Origin of the sequence: Arsenophonus endosymbiont of Bemisia tabaci Q2, assembly GCF_902713415.1 — a bacterium.
GTDB lineage: Bacteria > Pseudomonadota > Gammaproteobacteria > Enterobacterales > Enterobacteriaceae > Arsenophonus.
On record NZ_CACTIE010000007.1, the window covers coordinates 1 to 17,180 of the forward strand.

14 protein-coding genes, 6 pseudogenes and 1 other annotated feature are annotated in these 17,180 nt (G+C 37.2%); of the genes and pseudogenes, 10 read left to right on the forward strand and 10 right to left on the reverse strand.

The annotated features are described in order from the left end of the window. Positions 1 to 86: 86 nt before the first annotated feature. The 4 genes from guaA to ARSQ2_RS00585 all read right to left on the reverse strand — a co-directional run bounded on the left by guaA (position 87) and on the right by ARSQ2_RS00585 (position 3,549). Positions 87 to 1,664, reverse strand: a complete 1,578-nt coding sequence (gene guaA, locus ARSQ2_RS00570) for a glutamine-hydrolyzing GMP synthase (protein ID WP_181993999.1) — start codon at positions 1,662 to 1,664, stop codon at positions 87 to 89. A 64-nt stretch (positions 1,665 to 1,728) separates the two neighbouring features. Further along, positions 1,729 to 3,192, reverse strand: a complete 1,464-nt coding sequence (gene guaB, locus ARSQ2_RS00575; RefSeq protein WP_181994009.1) for an IMP dehydrogenase — start codon at positions 3,190 to 3,192, stop codon at positions 1,729 to 1,731. Positions 3,193 to 3,202: 10 nt separating this feature from the next. Further along, on the reverse strand, positions 3,203 to 3,403 hold the full coding sequence (locus ARSQ2_RS00580; RefSeq protein ID WP_181994000.1) for a hypothetical protein: 201 nt from the start codon (positions 3,401 to 3,403) through the stop codon (positions 3,203 to 3,205). After that, entirely contained in the window at positions 3,343 to 3,549 is a 207-nt protein-coding gene (locus tag ARSQ2_RS00585; RefSeq protein ID WP_202880349.1) for a transposase, read from the reverse strand. Before ARSQ2_RS00585 ends, ARSQ2_RS00580 begins: the two co-directional genes overlap by 61 nt. 333 nt (positions 3,550 to 3,882) lie before the next feature. Here ARSQ2_RS00585 and ARSQ2_RS14085 point away from each other — a divergent pair, with 333 nt between their 5' ends. Next, on the forward strand, positions 3,883 to 4,212 hold the full coding sequence (locus ARSQ2_RS14085) for a YniB family protein (protein WP_338078214.1): 330 nt from the start codon (positions 3,883 to 3,885) through the stop codon (positions 4,210 to 4,212). A gap of 544 nt (positions 4,213 to 4,756) precedes the next feature. On the opposite strand, the pseudogene ARSQ2_RS00595 reads toward ARSQ2_RS14085, so the two are convergent. From ARSQ2_RS00595 to ARSQ2_RS00615, 5 genes and pseudogenes are all read right to left on the reverse strand, one after another. After that, positions 4,757 to 5,621, reverse strand: a pseudogene (locus ARSQ2_RS00595) (metal ABC transporter permease). 58 nt (positions 5,622 to 5,679) lie between these two features. Beyond that, positions 5,680 to 6,120, reverse strand: coding sequence for an IS630 family transposase (locus ARSQ2_RS00600; protein WP_238334227.1), 441 nt, complete (start codon positions 6,118 to 6,120; stop codon positions 5,680 to 5,682). Positions 6,121 to 6,188: 68 nt separating this feature from the next. Further along, a pseudogene (locus ARSQ2_RS12100) lies at positions 6,189 to 6,500 on the reverse strand (IS630 transposase-related protein); the annotation flags it as partial. Between the two features lie 35 nt (positions 6,501 to 6,535). Then, positions 6,536 to 6,973 (reverse strand): annotated as a pseudogene (locus ARSQ2_RS00610) (ATP-binding cassette domain-containing protein); the annotation flags it as partial. A 2-nt stretch (positions 6,974 to 6,975) separates the two neighbouring features. Beyond that, a pseudogene (locus ARSQ2_RS00615) lies at positions 6,976 to 7,859 on the reverse strand (metal ABC transporter substrate-binding protein). A gap of 270 nt (positions 7,860 to 8,129) precedes the next feature. Here ARSQ2_RS00615 and ARSQ2_RS00620 point away from each other — a divergent pair. The 8 genes and pseudogenes from ARSQ2_RS00620 to ihfA all read left to right on the forward strand — a co-directional run bounded on the left by ARSQ2_RS00620 (position 8,130) and on the right by ihfA (position 16,371). After that, positions 8,130 to 8,789, forward strand: a pseudogene (locus tag ARSQ2_RS00620) (transglycosylase SLT domain-containing protein). Between the two features lie 446 nt (positions 8,790 to 9,235). Next, complete coding sequence (gene thrS, locus ARSQ2_RS00625) at positions 9,236 to 11,158, forward strand: threonine--tRNA ligase (RefSeq protein ID WP_181994002.1); 1,923 nt, start codon at positions 9,236 to 9,238, stop codon at positions 11,156 to 11,158. 3 nt (positions 11,159 to 11,161) lie between these two features. After that, the gene (gene infC, locus ARSQ2_RS00630) at positions 11,162 to 11,704 is read left to right on the forward strand and encodes a translation initiation factor IF-3 (protein WP_181994011.1); all 543 of its coding nucleotides are present in this window, start codon (positions 11,162 to 11,164) and stop codon (positions 11,702 to 11,704) included. Between the two features lie 83 nt (positions 11,705 to 11,787). Next, positions 11,788 to 11,985, forward strand: coding sequence for a 50S ribosomal protein L35 (rpmI, locus tag ARSQ2_RS00635; RefSeq protein ID WP_181994003.1), 198 nt, complete (start codon positions 11,788 to 11,790; stop codon positions 11,983 to 11,985). A gap of 57 nt (positions 11,986 to 12,042) precedes the next feature. Next, on the forward strand, positions 12,043 to 12,399 hold the full coding sequence (rplT, locus tag ARSQ2_RS00640; RefSeq protein WP_181994004.1) for a 50S ribosomal protein L20: 357 nt from the start codon (positions 12,043 to 12,045) through the stop codon (positions 12,397 to 12,399). 92 nt (positions 12,400 to 12,491) lie between these two features. Continuing rightward, positions 12,492 to 12,618, forward strand: a sequence feature (Phe leader region). 66 nt (positions 12,619 to 12,684) lie between these two features. Next, on the forward strand, positions 12,685 to 13,668 hold the full coding sequence (gene pheS, locus ARSQ2_RS00645) for a phenylalanine--tRNA ligase subunit alpha (RefSeq protein ID WP_181994005.1): 984 nt from the start codon (positions 12,685 to 12,687) through the stop codon (positions 13,666 to 13,668). Between the two features lie 14 nt (positions 13,669 to 13,682). Continuing rightward, positions 13,683 to 16,070, forward strand: coding sequence for a phenylalanine--tRNA ligase subunit beta (gene pheT / locus ARSQ2_RS00650; protein WP_181994006.1), 2,388 nt, complete (start codon positions 13,683 to 13,685; stop codon positions 16,068 to 16,070). A 4-nt stretch (positions 16,071 to 16,074) separates the two neighbouring features. Next, complete coding sequence (gene ihfA / locus ARSQ2_RS00655; RefSeq protein ID WP_181994007.1) at positions 16,075 to 16,371, forward strand: integration host factor subunit alpha; 297 nt, start codon at positions 16,075 to 16,077, stop codon at positions 16,369 to 16,371. A gap of 311 nt (positions 16,372 to 16,682) precedes the next feature. Here the strand turns inward: ihfA and recO are convergent. Continuing rightward, positions 16,683 to 17,024 (reverse strand): annotated as a pseudogene (recO, locus tag ARSQ2_RS00660) (DNA repair protein RecO); the annotation flags it as partial. Positions 17,025 to 17,056: 32 nt separating this feature from the next. On the opposite strand from recO, the gene ARSQ2_RS14410 reads away from it, so the two are divergent. Continuing rightward, positions 17,057 to 17,180 (forward strand): IS630 transposase-related protein (locus ARSQ2_RS14410; RefSeq protein ID WP_420837715.1); only part of this gene is annotated, 124 nt, incomplete at its 3' end.

The window sequence follows — 17,180 nt, forward strand, 5'->3', positions numbered from 1 at the left end:
AAATAACAATATAATTCTCAGTAAAAAAACCCAGTAAAAATTTTTACTGGGTTGTTAATATAAAGTTATTTTGGAAATCGTCGTTTTTATTCCCACTCAATCGTCGCTGGTGGTTTGCCGCTAATATCGTAAACTACTCGAGAGATACCGGCCACTTCATTGATAATTCTATTTGATACCCGGCCAAGAAAATCATAGGGCAAATGGGCCCAATGGGCAGTCATGAAATCAATAGTTTCAACCGCGCGCAATGACAGAACCCAGTCATATTTTCGGCCATCTCCCATTACGCCAACAGAGCGTACCGGCAGGAAAACAGTGAAAGCTTGGCTGACTTTATGATAAAGATCAGCTTTATGTAATTCTTCAATGAAAATGGCATCTGCCTGACGTAACAGATCACAATAGGCTTTCTTCACCTCACCAAGTACCCGCACACCTAAACCTGGGCCAGGAAATGGGTGACGGTATAACATGTCATAAGGAAGCCCTAACTCCAGGCCTACTTTACGCACCTCATCTTTAAATAACTCTTTTAATGGCTCAACTAATCCCAGTTTCATTTCTACTGGTAAGCCACCCACGTTATGGTGAGATTTGATGACATGCGCTTTGCCGGTTTCTGAAGCGGCAGATTCGATTACGTCCGCATAAATAGTACCCTGAGCCAACCATTTTACTTGCTTTTGTTTCGCCGCTTGCTCATCAAATACTTCAATAAAAACGCGGCCGATCGCTTTACGTTTTAATTCTGGCTCATCAATCCCTGCCAATGCGCTAAGAAAGCGTTCTTCTGCAGCCACATGAATAATATTAAGATCAAATTTACCGGCAAACATGGCCATAACTTGCTGCGCTTCATTTAAGCGTAACAAACCATTATCAACAAACACACAAGTGAGCTGCTTACCAATAGCACGATTGAGTAATAACGCAGTAACCGATGAATCAACACCGCCTGATAATGCCAGAATAACCTGATCATCACCAATCTGAGCCTTCAAGCGCTGTACCGTATCTTCAAGAATCGCCGCCGCCGTCCAACGAGCTTCACAGCGGCAAATATCTAATACAAAACGCTGTAGAATAGCTGCTCCTTGATGAGTGTGAGTCACTTCAGGATGAAACTGAACACCATAGAAACGCTTTTCTTCATTAGCCATAATTGCAAATGGGCAGCTATCGGTACTGGCGATAACTTTAAAATCAGCTGGTATTGCCGTCACTTTATCGCCATGACTCATCCAAACATCTAGCAGTGGTTTACCATCTGCACCTAAGCTGTCATAAATATCGCGAAATAGTTCACAGGATTGTTGAATGGACACATGGGCATAACCAAACTCTCGCTCGCCAGACACCTCAACTTGCCCACCTAATTGGATGGACATCGTTTGCATGCCATAACAAATAGCTAATACCGCTACGCCAGCCTGAAAAACATACTCCGGTGCACGTGGGCTATTTAGTTCGGTGGTACTCTCCGGCCCGCCAGAAAGAATAATTCCATTAGGATTAAATCCACAGATCTGTGCCTCGGAAACATCCCAAGCCCAAAGTTCACAATAAACGCCAATTTCACGAATACGACGAGCAATTAATTGCGTGTATTGTGAACCAAAATCGAGGATCAAAATTCGGTATTGATGAATCTCAGTTGTCATCTAAAGATAATTCCAAAACAAATAATAATTTGACGGTTTATAGCAAAAACCACTAATAAAATAATTAACCTAAACGATAATTAGGTGATTCTTTGGTGATGGTAACATCATGTACATGACTCTCTTGGATACCGGCACCATTAATACGCACAAATTCTGCTTTGCTTCTTAATTGATCAATAGTGGCACAACCAGTCAGTCCCATACAAGAACGAAGGCCGCCCATTTGCTGATGAACAATATTCTTCAAAAATCCTTTATAAGCAACCCGTCCTTCGATGCCTTCAGGTACCAATTTATCTGCAGCATTATCGGTTTGGAAGTAACGATCGAAAGAGCCTTTCGACATCGCACCTAATGATCCCATTCCTCTGTAGGCTTTATAAGAGCGTCCTTGAAACAAGATAGTTTCACCTGGTGACTCCTCAGCACCGGCAAGCATTGAGCCAACCATAACGCAAGAGGCGCCGGTAGCCAGTGCTTTAGCAATATCACCCGAGAAGCGAATACCACCATCGGCAATTATCGGTATATTCATGCCTCTTAGCGCCTCAACAGCATCGGCAATAGCAGTGATCTGAGGTACACCAACACCAGTGACAATTCGCGTTGTACAGATGGAACCCGGGCCAATACCAACTTTCACCGCGCTGGCACCTGCTTCAACCAAAGCTTTAGCCCCTTCGCCGGTGGCAACATTACCACCAATAATCGGCAAATTAGGATATTTTGCTCTCGTTTCACGAATACGTTGTAAAACTCCTTGTGAATGTCCATGGGAAGAGTCAATTAACAACACATCAACACCAGCTGCTACTAATGCCTCAATACGTTGTTCATTATTCGCGCCAGCGCCAACCGCTGCGCCTACTCGCAAGCGACCTTGCTCATCTTTACATGCATTTGGCTTGCGTTCAGCTTTCTGAAAATCTTTTACTGTGATCATACCAAATAGGTGAAAGTTATCATCAACCACCAATGCTTTTTCAATACGTCTTTCATGCAATTTTTGCAAAACCACATCACGGGATTCACCCTCTTTGACCGTGACCAAATGGGGTTTAGCTGTCATAACCGCCGTAACCTGCTGATCCAAATCCGTCACAAAACGGATATCACGGCCAGTAATGATACCAACCAATTCTTTATTATTATTAACCACAGGATAACCAGCAAAACCATTACGCTCAGCCATTTCATAAACTTCACGAATTGTGGTTTCGGGTGTGACGGTAACCGGATCGATAACGATGCCACTTTCATACTTTTTAACGCGGCGAACTTCTTCTGCTTGACGCTCAATTGGCATATTTTTATGAATAAAACCAATTCCGCCCTCTTGGGCTAATGCGATAGCTAAATCTGATTCAGTCACAGTATCCATGGCAGCAGAAAGCATAGGAATATTTAAACGGATCGAGGCAGTTAATTGAGTTGATAAATCAGCATTATTAGGCAATACATCTGAGTGTGCAGGAACTAACAATACATCATCGAATGTTAGTGCTTCTTTCTTAATACGTAGCATAAGCAATATCTCACCAGGCAGGATTTGGAAAAAGATAAAATATTGCGATAACATTATACATGACGAAATTTATTGACTCCAGTACTTTCTCACTAAAATTCATTTTTAGCTGACAAAAACGCATACTATAGCTAAGCGACTTAATTTTGATTACACCATATTGAGTGCGAACAAAATATCTGTGTCGCATCCGAGCGATCTTTTTTTGCATTTAGCTTGTGCCCATTTATGTTCAATTGGATTAAGATGTGGCGAATAGGTAGGCAAATATTCCACCATATGCCCCGCATCGATGATGACTTGTTGAATATAGCTAAGCGTCTTAATTTTGATTACAAAATATATGTTTTTCTCCAATATAAATTTACTGATATAGAGTAATTACTTGTAATCATTTTAAAGTTGCCCAGCTATATAGGTAGGTGAAGTCTTATTTTGGTTAGTTATAAAATAACATTTATATGTTTTTGATAACATTTTATCATTTAATATAATTGGTAATATAAAAAATATGAGGAAATTTAATAAATTATCAAACAGCATTTTATATCGCTATTACAAAGCGTGTTTTAGGATGGATAATTTTTTTAGCGCTGGTTTCTACTGTAGTTTCATTAGTTTCTGCTAGCAGAAAAGCAAGGTTTACAAGGAGATGGCTTAAATGCTGTAGCCAATGATTTTATTAAAATTATGGCTCTTATTATACGGAAAAACACGGTCTTTTTAAATTTTTTTTGGCATAATTCACCAATTCCCAGTACTCATATGGGACTTTCGACAACTAATTTTGGCTTTATTTTACTATTTTTCTTAATGTTTGTTGGTCAAGCTTTGAGTGCTTCTGGTAACAGAATGAATCGTCAATTGAAATTTATTAAAGAAAGTATTGAAGATCATCTTATTTTTGAAAGCGCGAAATGTACTGAAGTATCAAAAGAAGAGATAGAAGCCAAAATTACTATTCCTCGTCATACCATTTCCAGCAGTTTTTTATTGTGTATATATTACCGATTATATTAGGAGGAATACTTTATTGCATAATGAATATTTTAGGCTGGTAGTTTTCTTATATTATAATCAATTGAAAAATAATTTTATTAAATAGTTGAATGAAGATCATTAGTAATAACTTATTTAGCAATAAAACTATTGTTTTGAATGTTATTATAGCAATTTAACAATAGTAGCCTTGATATATCAATTAATGCTTATGAAAGCTGACAAGGAAATGGCAACTTTTTCCCGAGCCACATTTGACCAAATTCCGATTAATTATTTTTAAATCAATTAATTGGAATATTTATTTTGCTATAATTTTTAAATATATTGTTTTCTAATGTAGCTTTAGTAAAGATTTTTATGATAATGAAATGTTAATTTTAATAATGAAATGAATTATTACCTATTTACATTCTAGTTATTGCATTATTCATTTCAATTCTTGAGATCATATTATGATAATTTATAGTTAATAAATAGAATTTGTATGAAAAATAAGGATTATCATCTGTAAGAAATAAGATAATCCTTATTTTTTCTGGTTATTTTTAATATATTTCTTAGCTTAAGGATGAATTGAAATTTTATCGAGAGAAGAGCGCTTTTTTATTTTACTAATATAGCTGTGGATTAATGCAGAAATAAAATAAATTGCTTGAGTTATTACAATATAAGGCCCCGTTTCTGCATCAATATGAAAACTCAAAATACTGCCTATTAAAGAGGATGTGGTTGAGGCGATAACTGCAATAATTAACATTCGATTGAAATTTTGACAGAATCTAAAAGCTATAATTCCAGGGGAAATAAGCATAGCTATGACCAGAATTATTCCTACCGCTTGTAAAGATGCTACAATGGTAAGTGCCAATAAAGAGAGTAATCCATAATGTAAAAGTTTAACAGGTAAACCAACAACCTTTTCCTGATTAGGATCAAAACAATAAAGCATAAAATCTTTGCGCTTTAACATAATAATCGCGATAGTAAAAGCTGAGATCCAAAGTGTTTGCTTAAATTCAGCTTTGGTAATGCCAAGGATATTACCAAAAAGAATATGGGTAAGATGTTGATCTGTATCGATACGGGCAAATAGTACTAATCCAAAGGCAAACATACCGGAAAAAATAATACCCATGAGAGTATCTTCTTTATATGCGGCTATTTTCTTTTAGATAATCGGTCGCGAATGCACAAAAAATTCCTGATATGAAAGCACCAGTTGATAAAGGAATACCAATAACAAAGGTGATAACGATGCCGGGTAATACAGCATGAAAAATAGCATCACCCATTAAAGACGAATCTTTAAGTATCAAAAAGCAGGAAAGAATAGCGCACACTGTTCCGGTTACAAGGGCGGTAATGATAGCTTTTTGCATAAAAGGAAAAGTAAAAGGTGTTATTAATAATTCCATCAAATCATTCATTGTTAGTTACCTCTTGTTTTAACTGTTTGAGGTATATAGCTAAGCGACTTAATTTTGATTACACCATATTGAGTGCGAAAAAAATATCTGTGTCGCATCCGAGCGCTCTTTTTTTACATTTAGCTTGTGCCCATTTATGTTCAATTGGATTAAGATCTGGCGAATAGGTAGGCAAATATTCCACCATATGCCCCGCATCGATGATGACTTGTTGAATACTCTGTTTCTTGTGAAAAGTTGCATTATCCATCATGATTACACTGTTTTTAGGAAGTACTGGGATAAGGACTTGGGTGACCCATGCATAGAAAACATCGCTGTTAATATTGATATCAAATAATCCGATAGCAAACAGCGTTGTGCCCAATAAAGCGCCGATAACATTTGTTCTTCCTTTAGCTCCCCAGTTCTTGAGACCAACACACCGTTGACCTTTCGGGGAATAGCCGTGAGTCCGCGGGGTATCGTGTGAAAAACCACTTTCATCAATAAAAACAATATGCTTGCCTTCTTTTTCATACTGTTGTTTTTTTGTTGAAACGTTTGTCGAGTGTTTTCGTCGGCTTTCGGATGACGTAGAGTTTTTTTATAGGTCAATCCCATTTTTTTAAGAGCTTGCCAAATGGCCTTCTGACAAACGCCAAAACGCTCTGCACGCTCTTTTTGGTAAGCATCTGGATATTGTTCAACATCTTTTATCAACTCGGATTTATCGATTTTTCGCTGACGCGTAGTCGATGCTTTTGGCTCTATTTGATTAATCCAACGCGATACAGATGCAGAGCCAATCCGAAATTGCTTCGCTGTTTCTCGGATACTCAACCCTTCTTCTTCCATCGTAAATATCACTTTACGTCTAAAATCAATTGAATAGCTCATATAAATAATGTCATCAAAATTAAGTCGCTTAGCTATATTTGTCGTTTTTCTAAACCGGTAAGATCAACCCGCGCTAATGCTTCAGCAACAATTTGTTTATCTTGGTGGCTTGGAATACGTAAAATACTCATTTTACCGTAGCGGCCCATCATAACTACATCGGAAACTAGCACCGGAAAGTTCCAGTCAACTTCTTCAGTTTGTGCTACGTAAGCAATAATATTTTGTTTAAGCGCTGTTTTGATCGCAGCATTGTTTAATGTTACACGTCCTTTTGTTGGTGTTACTAAACCCATTATTGTCTTAAACAGCGTTGATTTTCCACTACCATTAACGCCTACTAGCGCACAAATTGAACCGCCAGTAATATTAAAACTGGCATCATAAATAGCAGTATGCCCCTTATTGTATGTAACAGTAGCATTATCAACAACTAAGTTTGGTTTTTCATAAAAATATTGATTGTTAATCATTATTATTGATCAAAACCTTTTGCAATAGTATCAACGGTAGTTTTTAATAATTCGATATATGTTGGAACTGGACCATCGGGGGTAGAGAAAGAGTCAACATAGAGTACACCACCATATTGAGCCCCGGTTTCTCGGCTGACTTGTTTCGCTGGTTTATCAGAAACGGTACTTTCGCTAAACACAACTGGAATATTATGCTTTTTCACAGTATCGATAACTTTACGAATTTGTTGCGGTGAGCCTTGTTCTTCTGCATTAATTGGCCACAAATAAGCTTCTTTAAAACCATAATTGCTAGCCAAATAACTAAAAGCACCTTCACTGGTTACTAGTCAAGGCTTTTGCTGCGGGATTTGTGCCAGTCTTTTCCGTAGTGGTGCATCAACTTTACTAATTTTACTGATTTTACTAATTTTACTAGCATATACTTTTTCGCATTTTGGTTATAAATATCTGCATTTTAGGATCATATTTTACTAGTGCTGCCCAAATATTTTCAATGTAGATCAATGCATTTTGGGCAGACATCCAGGCATGAGGATTAGGATTTCCTTGATATTCCCCTTCTTGAATAGGCATCGGTTTTATTCCTTTAGTAACTGTAACGGCACGAATATGTTTGAAGTTTTCAAAAAAAACGACTAAACCAGGTTTCAAGTCCTAATCCATTCCATAAAATTAAATCAGCATTATGTGCTTTTAATATGTCTTTGGGAGTTGGTTGATACTAATGAATTTCAGCCCCCGGTTTGGTAATTGATTGGACATTGGCAGCATTACCTGGCACATTTTGCGCAATATCCTGAATAATAGTAAAAGTTGTTACAACGGTAAATTTTTTTGCGTAAGCGATTGGATTAAAAAGAAGAACAACAGCAATTATTATTAAACCAGTAAAAGTGTGCTTATGTGCTTAGATGAAAGGTTGGATCTTTTATACATAAGTGGTTTCCCGGTAAAAAGTAGTAAATTGCACTTTAATGATAATGATTATCAACTGTATATGAAAGATGTCAATACGATCGATTGTTGTAATTGTAATGTAAGTAGCAGATATGAGAACCTCTTCACAACTCAACGCTAAAGAGGGTAATTTTTTATTTTTATCTTATTAGGCTATGCTAAATAGATCATACTACTAGAGGATTGGTGTAAGGTGAAATTTAAAAGTTGTGGAGTCGTATTCATTATTTTATTAATCGGCTGTTCAAGCAAACAATCTAATAACCCCAAAACAGTCTATCAGAACGATTATCTACGCTATTTCATGGAAGAGCAAACCGAAAGTGTACCGTCAAAAACCCCTTACGATGGTGTAATTAAACAAGCGGCGCAACGCTATGCGATTGATAAAAATTTAATTAGAGCAATTATTAAAGTAGAATCTAATTTTCGGGTTAATGCTGTGAGTAAATCCAATGCAATAGGTCTAATGCAAGTTAAGGCTTCTACTGCTGGTCGTGATGCGTATGGGTTACAAGGCAAAGCAGGGCAAACCTACCACGAGTCAATTTAAAGATCCGGCGATCAATATTGGTGTGGGAACCGCCTATATTTTTTTATTCAAGAAAATCATTTAGTTGGCATTCGTGATCCAAAAGTACTTTATTATGCAACTGTGGTTGCTTATGTTAATGGTGCCGGGGCATTATTACGAATTTTTGATAAAAATCGTCATGTTTCAATCGATAAAATTAATGAACTAACAGCAGATGAGTTTTATCAACATATTCAAACAAAACACCCTAATGCGCAGGCACCAAGCTATCTTTGGAAAATTAAAAACGCTTACAAATCAATAGCTATGATAGATTAATTTTTGATTTATAAGAAAGAAAAATGATAGTGACTTTTATCGTACTATATTTTATTTTTTACTAAAAATTGTAGCGAACCGAACTTAATAAAGTTTTAGCGATAGACTAAACTAGTTTTTTATTGCTATTTCATTGTATAATAAAAAATAAATTTAAATTAAGTTAATTAATCAAAATTTAATTAGCTGAAAATTATTTTTCACTAGTTTTTTAGTGTTTTATTCTTATTATCCCAGATTTAATCTATTAATTAGACCTGCATGATGGTAATATGCGCCGCTAAGTTAATGCAAGTACGTATTCTTTTCGCTCTATTTTAGGTATTTTATCACGTACATCACTTACAAGGTGAAGTAATAAATTCCTTTAACTCACTTTTAATAAAAATATATTTCTATACATGTGATCTTGCGTATGGGTCACCACTGTAAATTAAGGATTTTAAATGCCAGTTATTACTCTTCCTGACGGAAGTCAACGTCAATATGAGCATGCTGTTTCAGTAATGGATATTGCAAAGGATATTGGATCAGGTCTTGCAAAAGCCTGTATAGCCAGTCGTGTTAATGGTGAACTTGTTGATGCGAGTGATATAATTAATAGTGATGCTCAATTAGTCATTATTACTAGTAAAGATCTTGATGGTTTAGGCATTATTCGTCACTCATGCGCACATTTACTTGGTCATGCGATTAAACAATTATGGCCAACGACTAAAATGGCAATTGGTCCTATCATTGAAAATGGTTTTTATTATGACGTTGATCTGGAACACGCTTTAACCCAGGAAGATTTAGAAAAACTTGACCAGCACATGCACGAACTTGCTGAAACGAACTATGATGTTATCAAAAAGCGGGTTAGTTGGCAGGAAGCTAGGAATACGTTTGCTGCTCGAGGTGAGGATTATAAAGTTAAAATTTTGGATGAAAATATTAATAAAAATGATCATCCTGGACTTTATTATCATGAAGAATATATTGATATGTGTCGTGGGCCGCATGTACCTAATATGCGTTTTTGTCATTATTTCAAATTACAAAAAGTGGCTGGTGCATATTGGCGCGGTAATAGCGATAATAAAATGCTACAAAGGATCTATGGAACAGCCTGGGCTGATAAAAAACAATTAGCTGCTTATTTATTACGTTTAGAAGAAGCGGCTAAGCGAGATCATCGTAAGATAGGTAAACAACTTGATCTTTATCATATGCAGGAAGAAGCTCCAGGTATGGCGTTTTGGCATAATGATGGTTGGGTAATATTTCGTGAATTGGAAGACTTTATCCGGACTAAATTGACTCAATATCAATACCAAGAAGTAAAAGGTCCATTAATGATGGATCGCATTCTTTGGGAAAAAACAGGTCACTGGGAAAACTATAAAGAAAACATGTTTACCACATCATCGGAAAACCGAGAATATTGTATAAAACCAATGAATTGCCCAGGGCATGTACAAATATTTAATCAAGGCTTGAAATCATATCGTGATTTACCATTACGTATGGCAGAGTTTGGTAGCTGTCACCGTAATGAGCCATCTGGAGCTTTACATGGTTTGATGCGAGTGCGTGGTTTTACCCAAGATGATGCGCATATTTTTTGTACTGAAGATCTGATTTTAACTGAAGTAAAAAGTTGCATTAAAATGATTTATGATGTGTATGCAACCTTTGGTTTTGAAAAAATTGCCGTCAAATTGTCAACCCGGCCAGAAAAACGAATAGGCACTGATGCTCAATGGGATCGCGCAGAAGCCGATCTTGCCAAGGCACTAGGGGATATTGTATTTGATTATCAACCCGGTGAAGGTGCATTTTATGGGCCTAAAATTGAATTTACCCTGTATGATTGTTTGGATCGGGCTTGGCAGTGTGGTACTGTACAGCTCGATTTCTCATTACCGGGTCGTTTAGGTGCTTCCTATGTGGATGAAAATAATGAACGTCAGGTACCAGTAATGATCCATCGTGCTGTTTTAGGATCACTTGAACGTTTTATTGGGATTTTAACTGAGCATTATGCCGGTTTCTTCCCAACGTGGTTAGCGCCATTACAAATTGTTATAATAAATATCACGGATGCACAGGCTCATTTTGTACAAAAAATAGTAGAAAAATTGAGTAATTTTGGTATTCGTGCAAAAGCGGACTTGAGAAACGAGAAAATAGGCTTTAAAATTCGTGAGCATACTTTACGTCGTGTTCCTTATATGCTAGTTTGTGGTGATAAAGAACTTGAATCGGATCAGGTATCTGTTCGAACAGGTAATGGTAAAGATTTAGGAACATTTGACGCCACAGAATTTGCAGAAAGAGTGCTTGATGAAATTCGCACTCGTCGTATTTATCAACTGGAGGAATAAAGTATTAAAGGCGGAAAAAGAATTCAAACGGCACGCCCAAATCGTATTAATACGGAGATTCGTGCTTCTGAAGTTCGTTTAACTGGTTTAGATGGCGAGCAGATTTGTATTATCAGTCTAAAAGAAGCTCTTGAAAAAGCCGAGGAAGCTGGTGTTGATTTAGTCGAAATCAGTCCAAATGCCGAGCCGCCGGTTTGCCGTATCATGGATTACGGCAAGTTCCTCTATGAGAAGAGTAAATCGCTTAAAGAGCAAAAAAAGAAACAAAGAGTTATTCAGGTAAAGGAAATTAAATTCCGACCTGGTACAGATGAAAGTGATTATCAGGTCAAACTACGCAACCTGATTCGCTTTCTGGATGATGGTGATAAAGCGAAAATCACGTTACGGTTTCGTGGTCGTGAAATGGCGCACCAACAAATCGGTATTGATATGCTTAATCGTATCAAAAACGATTTGGATGAGATGTCAGTCGTCGAATTTTTTCCAAGCAAGATCGAAGGCCGTCAGATGATCATGGTGCTTACACCGAAAAAAAATAGTTAGGCAACCAAGTAATAGCGTTCTATCTAGATAGAAAACTATTCACCTAGCTAGTTACAATTAACAATGCAAAGTAGATATTTAAAATGCCAAAGATTAAAACAGTACGTGGTGCGGTAAAGCGTTTTAAAAAAACTGCCAGTGGTGGTTTTAAACGTAAGCACGCTAACCTTCGTCATATTCTGACTAAAAAGTCAACTAAGCGTAAGCGTCATTTACGACCAAAAACCATGGTTTCTAAAGGTGACCTGAGTTTGGTAGTTGCTTGTTTGCCATACGCATAAGTTTGAATTTTTTAGTTTAAGATTATCGAATTTAATTCGAAGTGATAAGAGGTATGTATGGCTCACGTAAAACGTGGTGTAATAGCCCGTGCACGTCACAAAAAAATATTAAAGCAAGCGAAAAGTTACTATGGTGCTCGTTCGCGTGTTTATCGTGTTGCTTTCCAGGCGGTAATTAAAGCCGGTCAGTATGCTTATCGTGACCGTCGTCAGCGTAAGCGTCAGTTCCGCCAATTGTGGATCGTACGTATTAATGCTGCTGCTCGTCAGAATGGTGTGTCTTATAGTCGTTTTATTAATGGTTTGAAGAAAGCCTCAATTGAAATTGACCGTAAAATCTTATCTGATATTGCTGTTTTTGATAAAGTTGCATTTGCAGCATTAGTCGAGAAAGCAAAAAGCGCGTTAGCTTAAGTCAGTTAAATTAAGGGGGACTTAGCTCCCTCTTTTTTATTATCGATGACCCGTTCTATTATAAGTAAGAGTTATTTTATGAATAACTGCTTAAAGATGAAAATTGTTTTTTTTGTTTCTTTTTTTATTTTAGCACCCAAAATTTGGGGCTTTCGCGCATTTAAGAAAAGAAACGAAAAACCGCGATAAGCCTCCACTCTAAATGGAGGCTTTTTTTGTTAGTAATTGCTAAAAAATTTTATTTTCAACAATGATTAGGCCAAAGGGTCGTAAGAAGAGGGAACAATGCCACATCTCATCGAGTTGGTTGCGCAGGCAAAAGCAGCCATAGAAAAAGCTCAGGATGTTGCTGCGTTGGATTCAGTACGTGTTGAGTTTTTAGGTAAAAAAGCCCATTTAACACTACAGATGTCAACGTTGCGTGATCTACCTGCAGAAGAGCGCCCTGCAGCAGGAGCAGTTATTAATCAGGCGAAACAACAAGTTCAGAATTCATTGAATATACGTAAAGAGCAGTTAGAAAATACGATATTGAATGCTCGATTAGCGGCAGAAAAAATAGATATTTCATTGCCAGGTCGCCAGATCGAACATGGTAGCCTTCATCCAGTAACCCGTACCATTGATCGTATTGAAGAATTTTTTGCTGAACTTGGTTTTTCTGTTGTTTACGGCCCTGAAATAGAAGATGACTATCACAATTTTGATGCTTTAAATATTCCTGCTCATCATCCGGCTCGTGCTTCACATGATACTTTTTGGTTTGATACTACGCGTCTATTACGTACACAAACTTCTGGTGTGCAAATTCGTACCATGAAGGGTAAACAACCGCCAATTCGTATTATTGCCCCTGGTCGAGTGTATCGAAATGATTATGATCAAACCCATACGCCAATGTTCCATCAGACAGAAGGCTTGATTGTTGATAAAAATATTAGTTTTACCAATTTAAAAGGTACATTGCATGACTTTTTAAATCATTTTTTTGAAGAAAAAACCTGCGCTCGTTTTCGGCCATCATATTTTCCATTCACTGAACCTTCAGCTGAAGTTGATGTGATGGATAAAAATGGTAAATGGTTAGAAGTGTTAGGTTGTGGCATGGTACATCCCAATGTATTACGGAATGTTGGCATTGATCCTGACTTATATTCTGGTTTTGCCTTTGGAATGGGAATGGAGCGTTTAACGATGTTACGCTATGGTGTGACGGATTTACGTGCTTTTTTTGAAAATGATCTTCGTTTTCTTAAACAATTTAGATAAGGCAGGATTATCACATGAAATTGAGTGAATTTTGGTTACGTGAATGGATAAATCCAGCAATAAGCAGTGAAGCCTTATCAGAGCAGATGACGATGGCGGGTCTGAAGATTGATGATGTTAAATCTGTCGCCGGTCAATTCCAGGGTGTAGTAGTCGGTGAGGTTGTTGAATGTGTTCAGCATCCTAATGCAGATAAGTTACGGTTAACAAAGGTCAATATTGGCACTGAACAGTTACTCAATATTGTCTGTGGAGCACCAAATTGTCGTCAAGGATTAAAAGTCGCTGTGGCAAAAATTGGCGCGGTTTTATCCGATAATTTTAAAATAAAAGTGATAAAACTCCGCGGTGAGCTTTCTGAAGGTATGCTTTGTTCTTATTCTGAACTTGGCATTTTGGATGATCATACTAGTATTATTGAGCTACCACAGGACGCGCCTATTGGTACCGATATTCGTAACTACTTGCAACTAGATGACCATATTTTTGACGTAAGTTTAACACCGAATCGAGCTGATTGTTTAAGTATTTTAGGTATCGCTCGCGATATTGTAGCTATCAATAACCTAGAGTTAAATACGATAGAAATTGAACCAGTTAAAGCCACTGATGCCAGTGTTTTTCCTATTCAGGTGGAAGCGCCTATGGCATGCCCACGCTTTTTAGGACGAGTAATAAAAGACATCGATGTTACAGCGCAAACCCCTAGCTGGATGAGAGAAAAATTACGTCGAGGGGGGATCCGTAGTATTGATCCGGTGGTTGATATTACTAATTTTGTGTTATTAGAATTAGGTCAACCCTTGCATGCTTATGATCTTGATCGCTTAAATGGCATGATTATTGTTCGAATGCCAAAACAGGATGAAACATTAGTTTTGCTCGATGACAGGAAGGTAACTTTGAAGCCAGATACTTTAGTCATTGCCGATGAGAAGAATGCTTTAGGGATTGCCGGTATTTTTGGTGGCAAGCACTCCAGCGTTAATGAAAAAACCACTAATATCTTGTTAGAGAGTGCTTTTTTCGATCCACTGGCGATTGCTGGCCGAGCACGTAATTATGGTCTTCATACTGAAGCTTCACACCGTTTTGAGCGGGGCGTTGATCCACAGCTGCAATATAAAGCTATGGAACGTGCGACTAGATTAATCGTTGAAATTTGTGGTGGCGAGGTTGGAAATATTATTGATGTTAGCCATCAAACAAACTTACCGAAAGTGGCAACAATAAACTTGACTCGGCAAAAACTGGATCGCTTGATTGGTCATTGTATTCCAGATATTAACGTTACCCAGATCCTCCAGCGTTTAGGATGCCAAGTGAATGGTGAGCAAGATAATTGGCAGGTGGTTGCTCCTTCTTGGCGTTTTGATATGCAAATTGAAGAAGATCTGATTGAAGAAGTAGCCCGTGTTTATGGTTACAATAATATACCTGATGTAGCGTTACATGCAGATTTAGTTATGACCCCCTGTTGTGAATCAGCGCTGCCATTAAAACGAGTGAAAACGTTATTAATTGATCGTGATTACAATGAAGCGATTACCTACAGTTTTGTTGATCCTAAAATTCAGCAACTACTGCATCCAGATTCTGATGCAATGATTTTACCGGATCCTATTTCAGCAGATATGTCGGTAATGCGGCTTTCTTTATTGCCCGGCTTATTAACGACAGTAATTTACAATCAAAATCGTCAACAAAATCGCATTCGACTGTTTGAAACTGGATTACGATTTGTGCCGGATGTAACAGCAGAGAATGGTATTAGGCAAGAGTTGATGTTAGCGGGTTTAATTACTGGCAATCGTTATGAAGAGCACTGGTCACAAGAAAAACGCGCTGTGGATTTTTTTGATATCAAAGGTGATCTCGAAGCAATACTAGCATTAACCGGAAAATTAGACAATATTATTTATAAGGCTCATTCTGATCCTGCACTTCATCCTGGACAAAGCGCTGGGATTTATCTGAATAATGATTATATTGGATATATAGGCGTTATTCACCCTGAACTGGAAAATAGGCTAGATTTGAATGGTCGGACACTTATTTTTGAATTGCTGTGGGATACTGTTGCAGAGCGTGTTATTCCTAAAGCAAATATGATTTCACGTTTTCCTGCCAACCGACGGGATATTGCTGTTGTAGTACCAAAAGAGGTAGCAACAGCGGATGTATTGGCTGAATGCAAGAAAATTGGCATAAATCATATAGTTGGCATAAACTTGTTTGACGTGTACTGTGGTAAAGGTGTAGCGGAAGGTTATAAGAGCCTTGCTATTAGCTTAATCTTGCAGGATACAAATCGTACTCTGGAAGAAGAAGAGATTGCTGCAACTGTTGATAAATGTGTTGCTGCGTTAAAACGGCGATTCCAAGCATCCTTGAGGGACTAAACCTATGGCGCTTACAAAAGCTGAAATGTCAGAAAGTCTGTTCGAAAAACTGGGTATAAGCAAACGTGATGCGAAAGACCTGGTTGAACTTTTCTTTGAAGAAGTTCGTCGTTCATTAGAAAATGGGGAGCAGGTGAAACTGTCAGGGTTTGGTAATTTTGAACTGCGTGATAAAAATCAACGACCAGGTCGAAATCCAAAAACTGGAGAAGATATTCCCATCACTGCTCGTCGAGTGGTGACTTTTCGACCAGGGCAAAAGTTGAAAGGCCGGGTTGAAAAGATAAAGCCTTATAAATAATGAATTATTATTCTAAAAAGCCGCTAAAGCGGCTTTTTTATTATTCAATTATATCAATATAATTCTAAAAAAAGTTCGTTATTTTGCTCTATTAATCAAAAACACTTATCAACAAAATTGCACTAACATTGACTTTAAATTTACTTATTATTATTTATTCACTTTCTTCTTGATAAGAATTATTAGGGGTTTTATTTTGCTTTTTAATTTACTTATAGCTAGGCGACTTTAAAATGATTACAAGTAATTACTCTATATCAGTAAATTTATATTGGAGAAAAACATATATTTTTGTAATCAAAATTAAGACGCTTAGCTATATCGACATCAGGAAACTGACGAGCGGCAAATGCCTGAAGCTGCTTACTAGTAAAACTTAAGTGATCAATAACCAAACTGGCAATAAAACCTTTCTCTTCTCTATAACGGTAAGTCATGCTATCTGCCAGCAGTTCACCACTACCCGCACAGTGTAAAAAATCAACACCATAACCTAAATGAGATAGCAATGATAATTCAAAACGGCGCAATGCATGTTCCGGCGTATATTCACTACCAACCAATACCTGCAAACAGGTCAGATATTCAAAAAATAAGGTTTGATAAGGGATATTTTGGGCTAAGACTCGCGCGAGCAATTCATTAACATATAGCTAAGCGACTTAATTTTAATGACATTATTTATATGAGCTATTCAATTGATTTTAGAGGTAAAGTGATATTTACGATGGAAGAAGAAGGGTTGAGTATCCGAGAAACAGCGAAGCAATTTCGGATTGGCTCTGCATCTGTATCGCGTTGGATTAATC

Coding starts and splice junctions, on each gene's coding strand:
- guaA (WP_181993999.1), bottom strand. CDS start 1,664: ATGACAACTGAGATTCATCAATACCGAATTTTGATCCTCGATTTTGGT.
- guaB (WP_181994009.1), bottom strand. CDS start 3,192: ATGCTACGTATTAAGAAAGAAGCACTAACATTCGATGATGTATTGTTA.
- ARSQ2_RS00580 (WP_181994000.1), bottom strand. CDS start 3,403: ATGCAAAAAAAGATCGCTCGGATGCGACACAGATATTTTGTTCGCACT.
- ARSQ2_RS14085 (WP_338078214.1), top strand. CDS start 3,883: ATGGCTCTTATTATACGGAAAAACACGGTCTTTTTAAATTTTTTTTGG.
- thrS (WP_181994002.1), top strand. CDS start 9,236: ATGCCAGTTATTACTCTTCCTGACGGAAGTCAACGTCAATATGAGCAT.
- rpmI (WP_181994003.1), top strand. CDS start 11,788: ATGCCAAAGATTAAAACAGTACGTGGTGCGGTAAAGCGTTTTAAAAAA.
- rplT (WP_181994004.1), top strand. CDS start 12,043: ATGGCTCACGTAAAACGTGGTGTAATAGCCCGTGCACGTCACAAAAAA.
- pheS (WP_181994005.1), top strand. CDS start 12,685: ATGCCACATCTCATCGAGTTGGTTGCGCAGGCAAAAGCAGCCATAGAA.
- pheT (WP_181994006.1), top strand. CDS start 13,683: ATGAAATTGAGTGAATTTTGGTTACGTGAATGGATAAATCCAGCAATA.
- ihfA (WP_181994007.1), top strand. CDS start 16,075: ATGGCGCTTACAAAAGCTGAAATGTCAGAAAGTCTGTTCGAAAAACTG.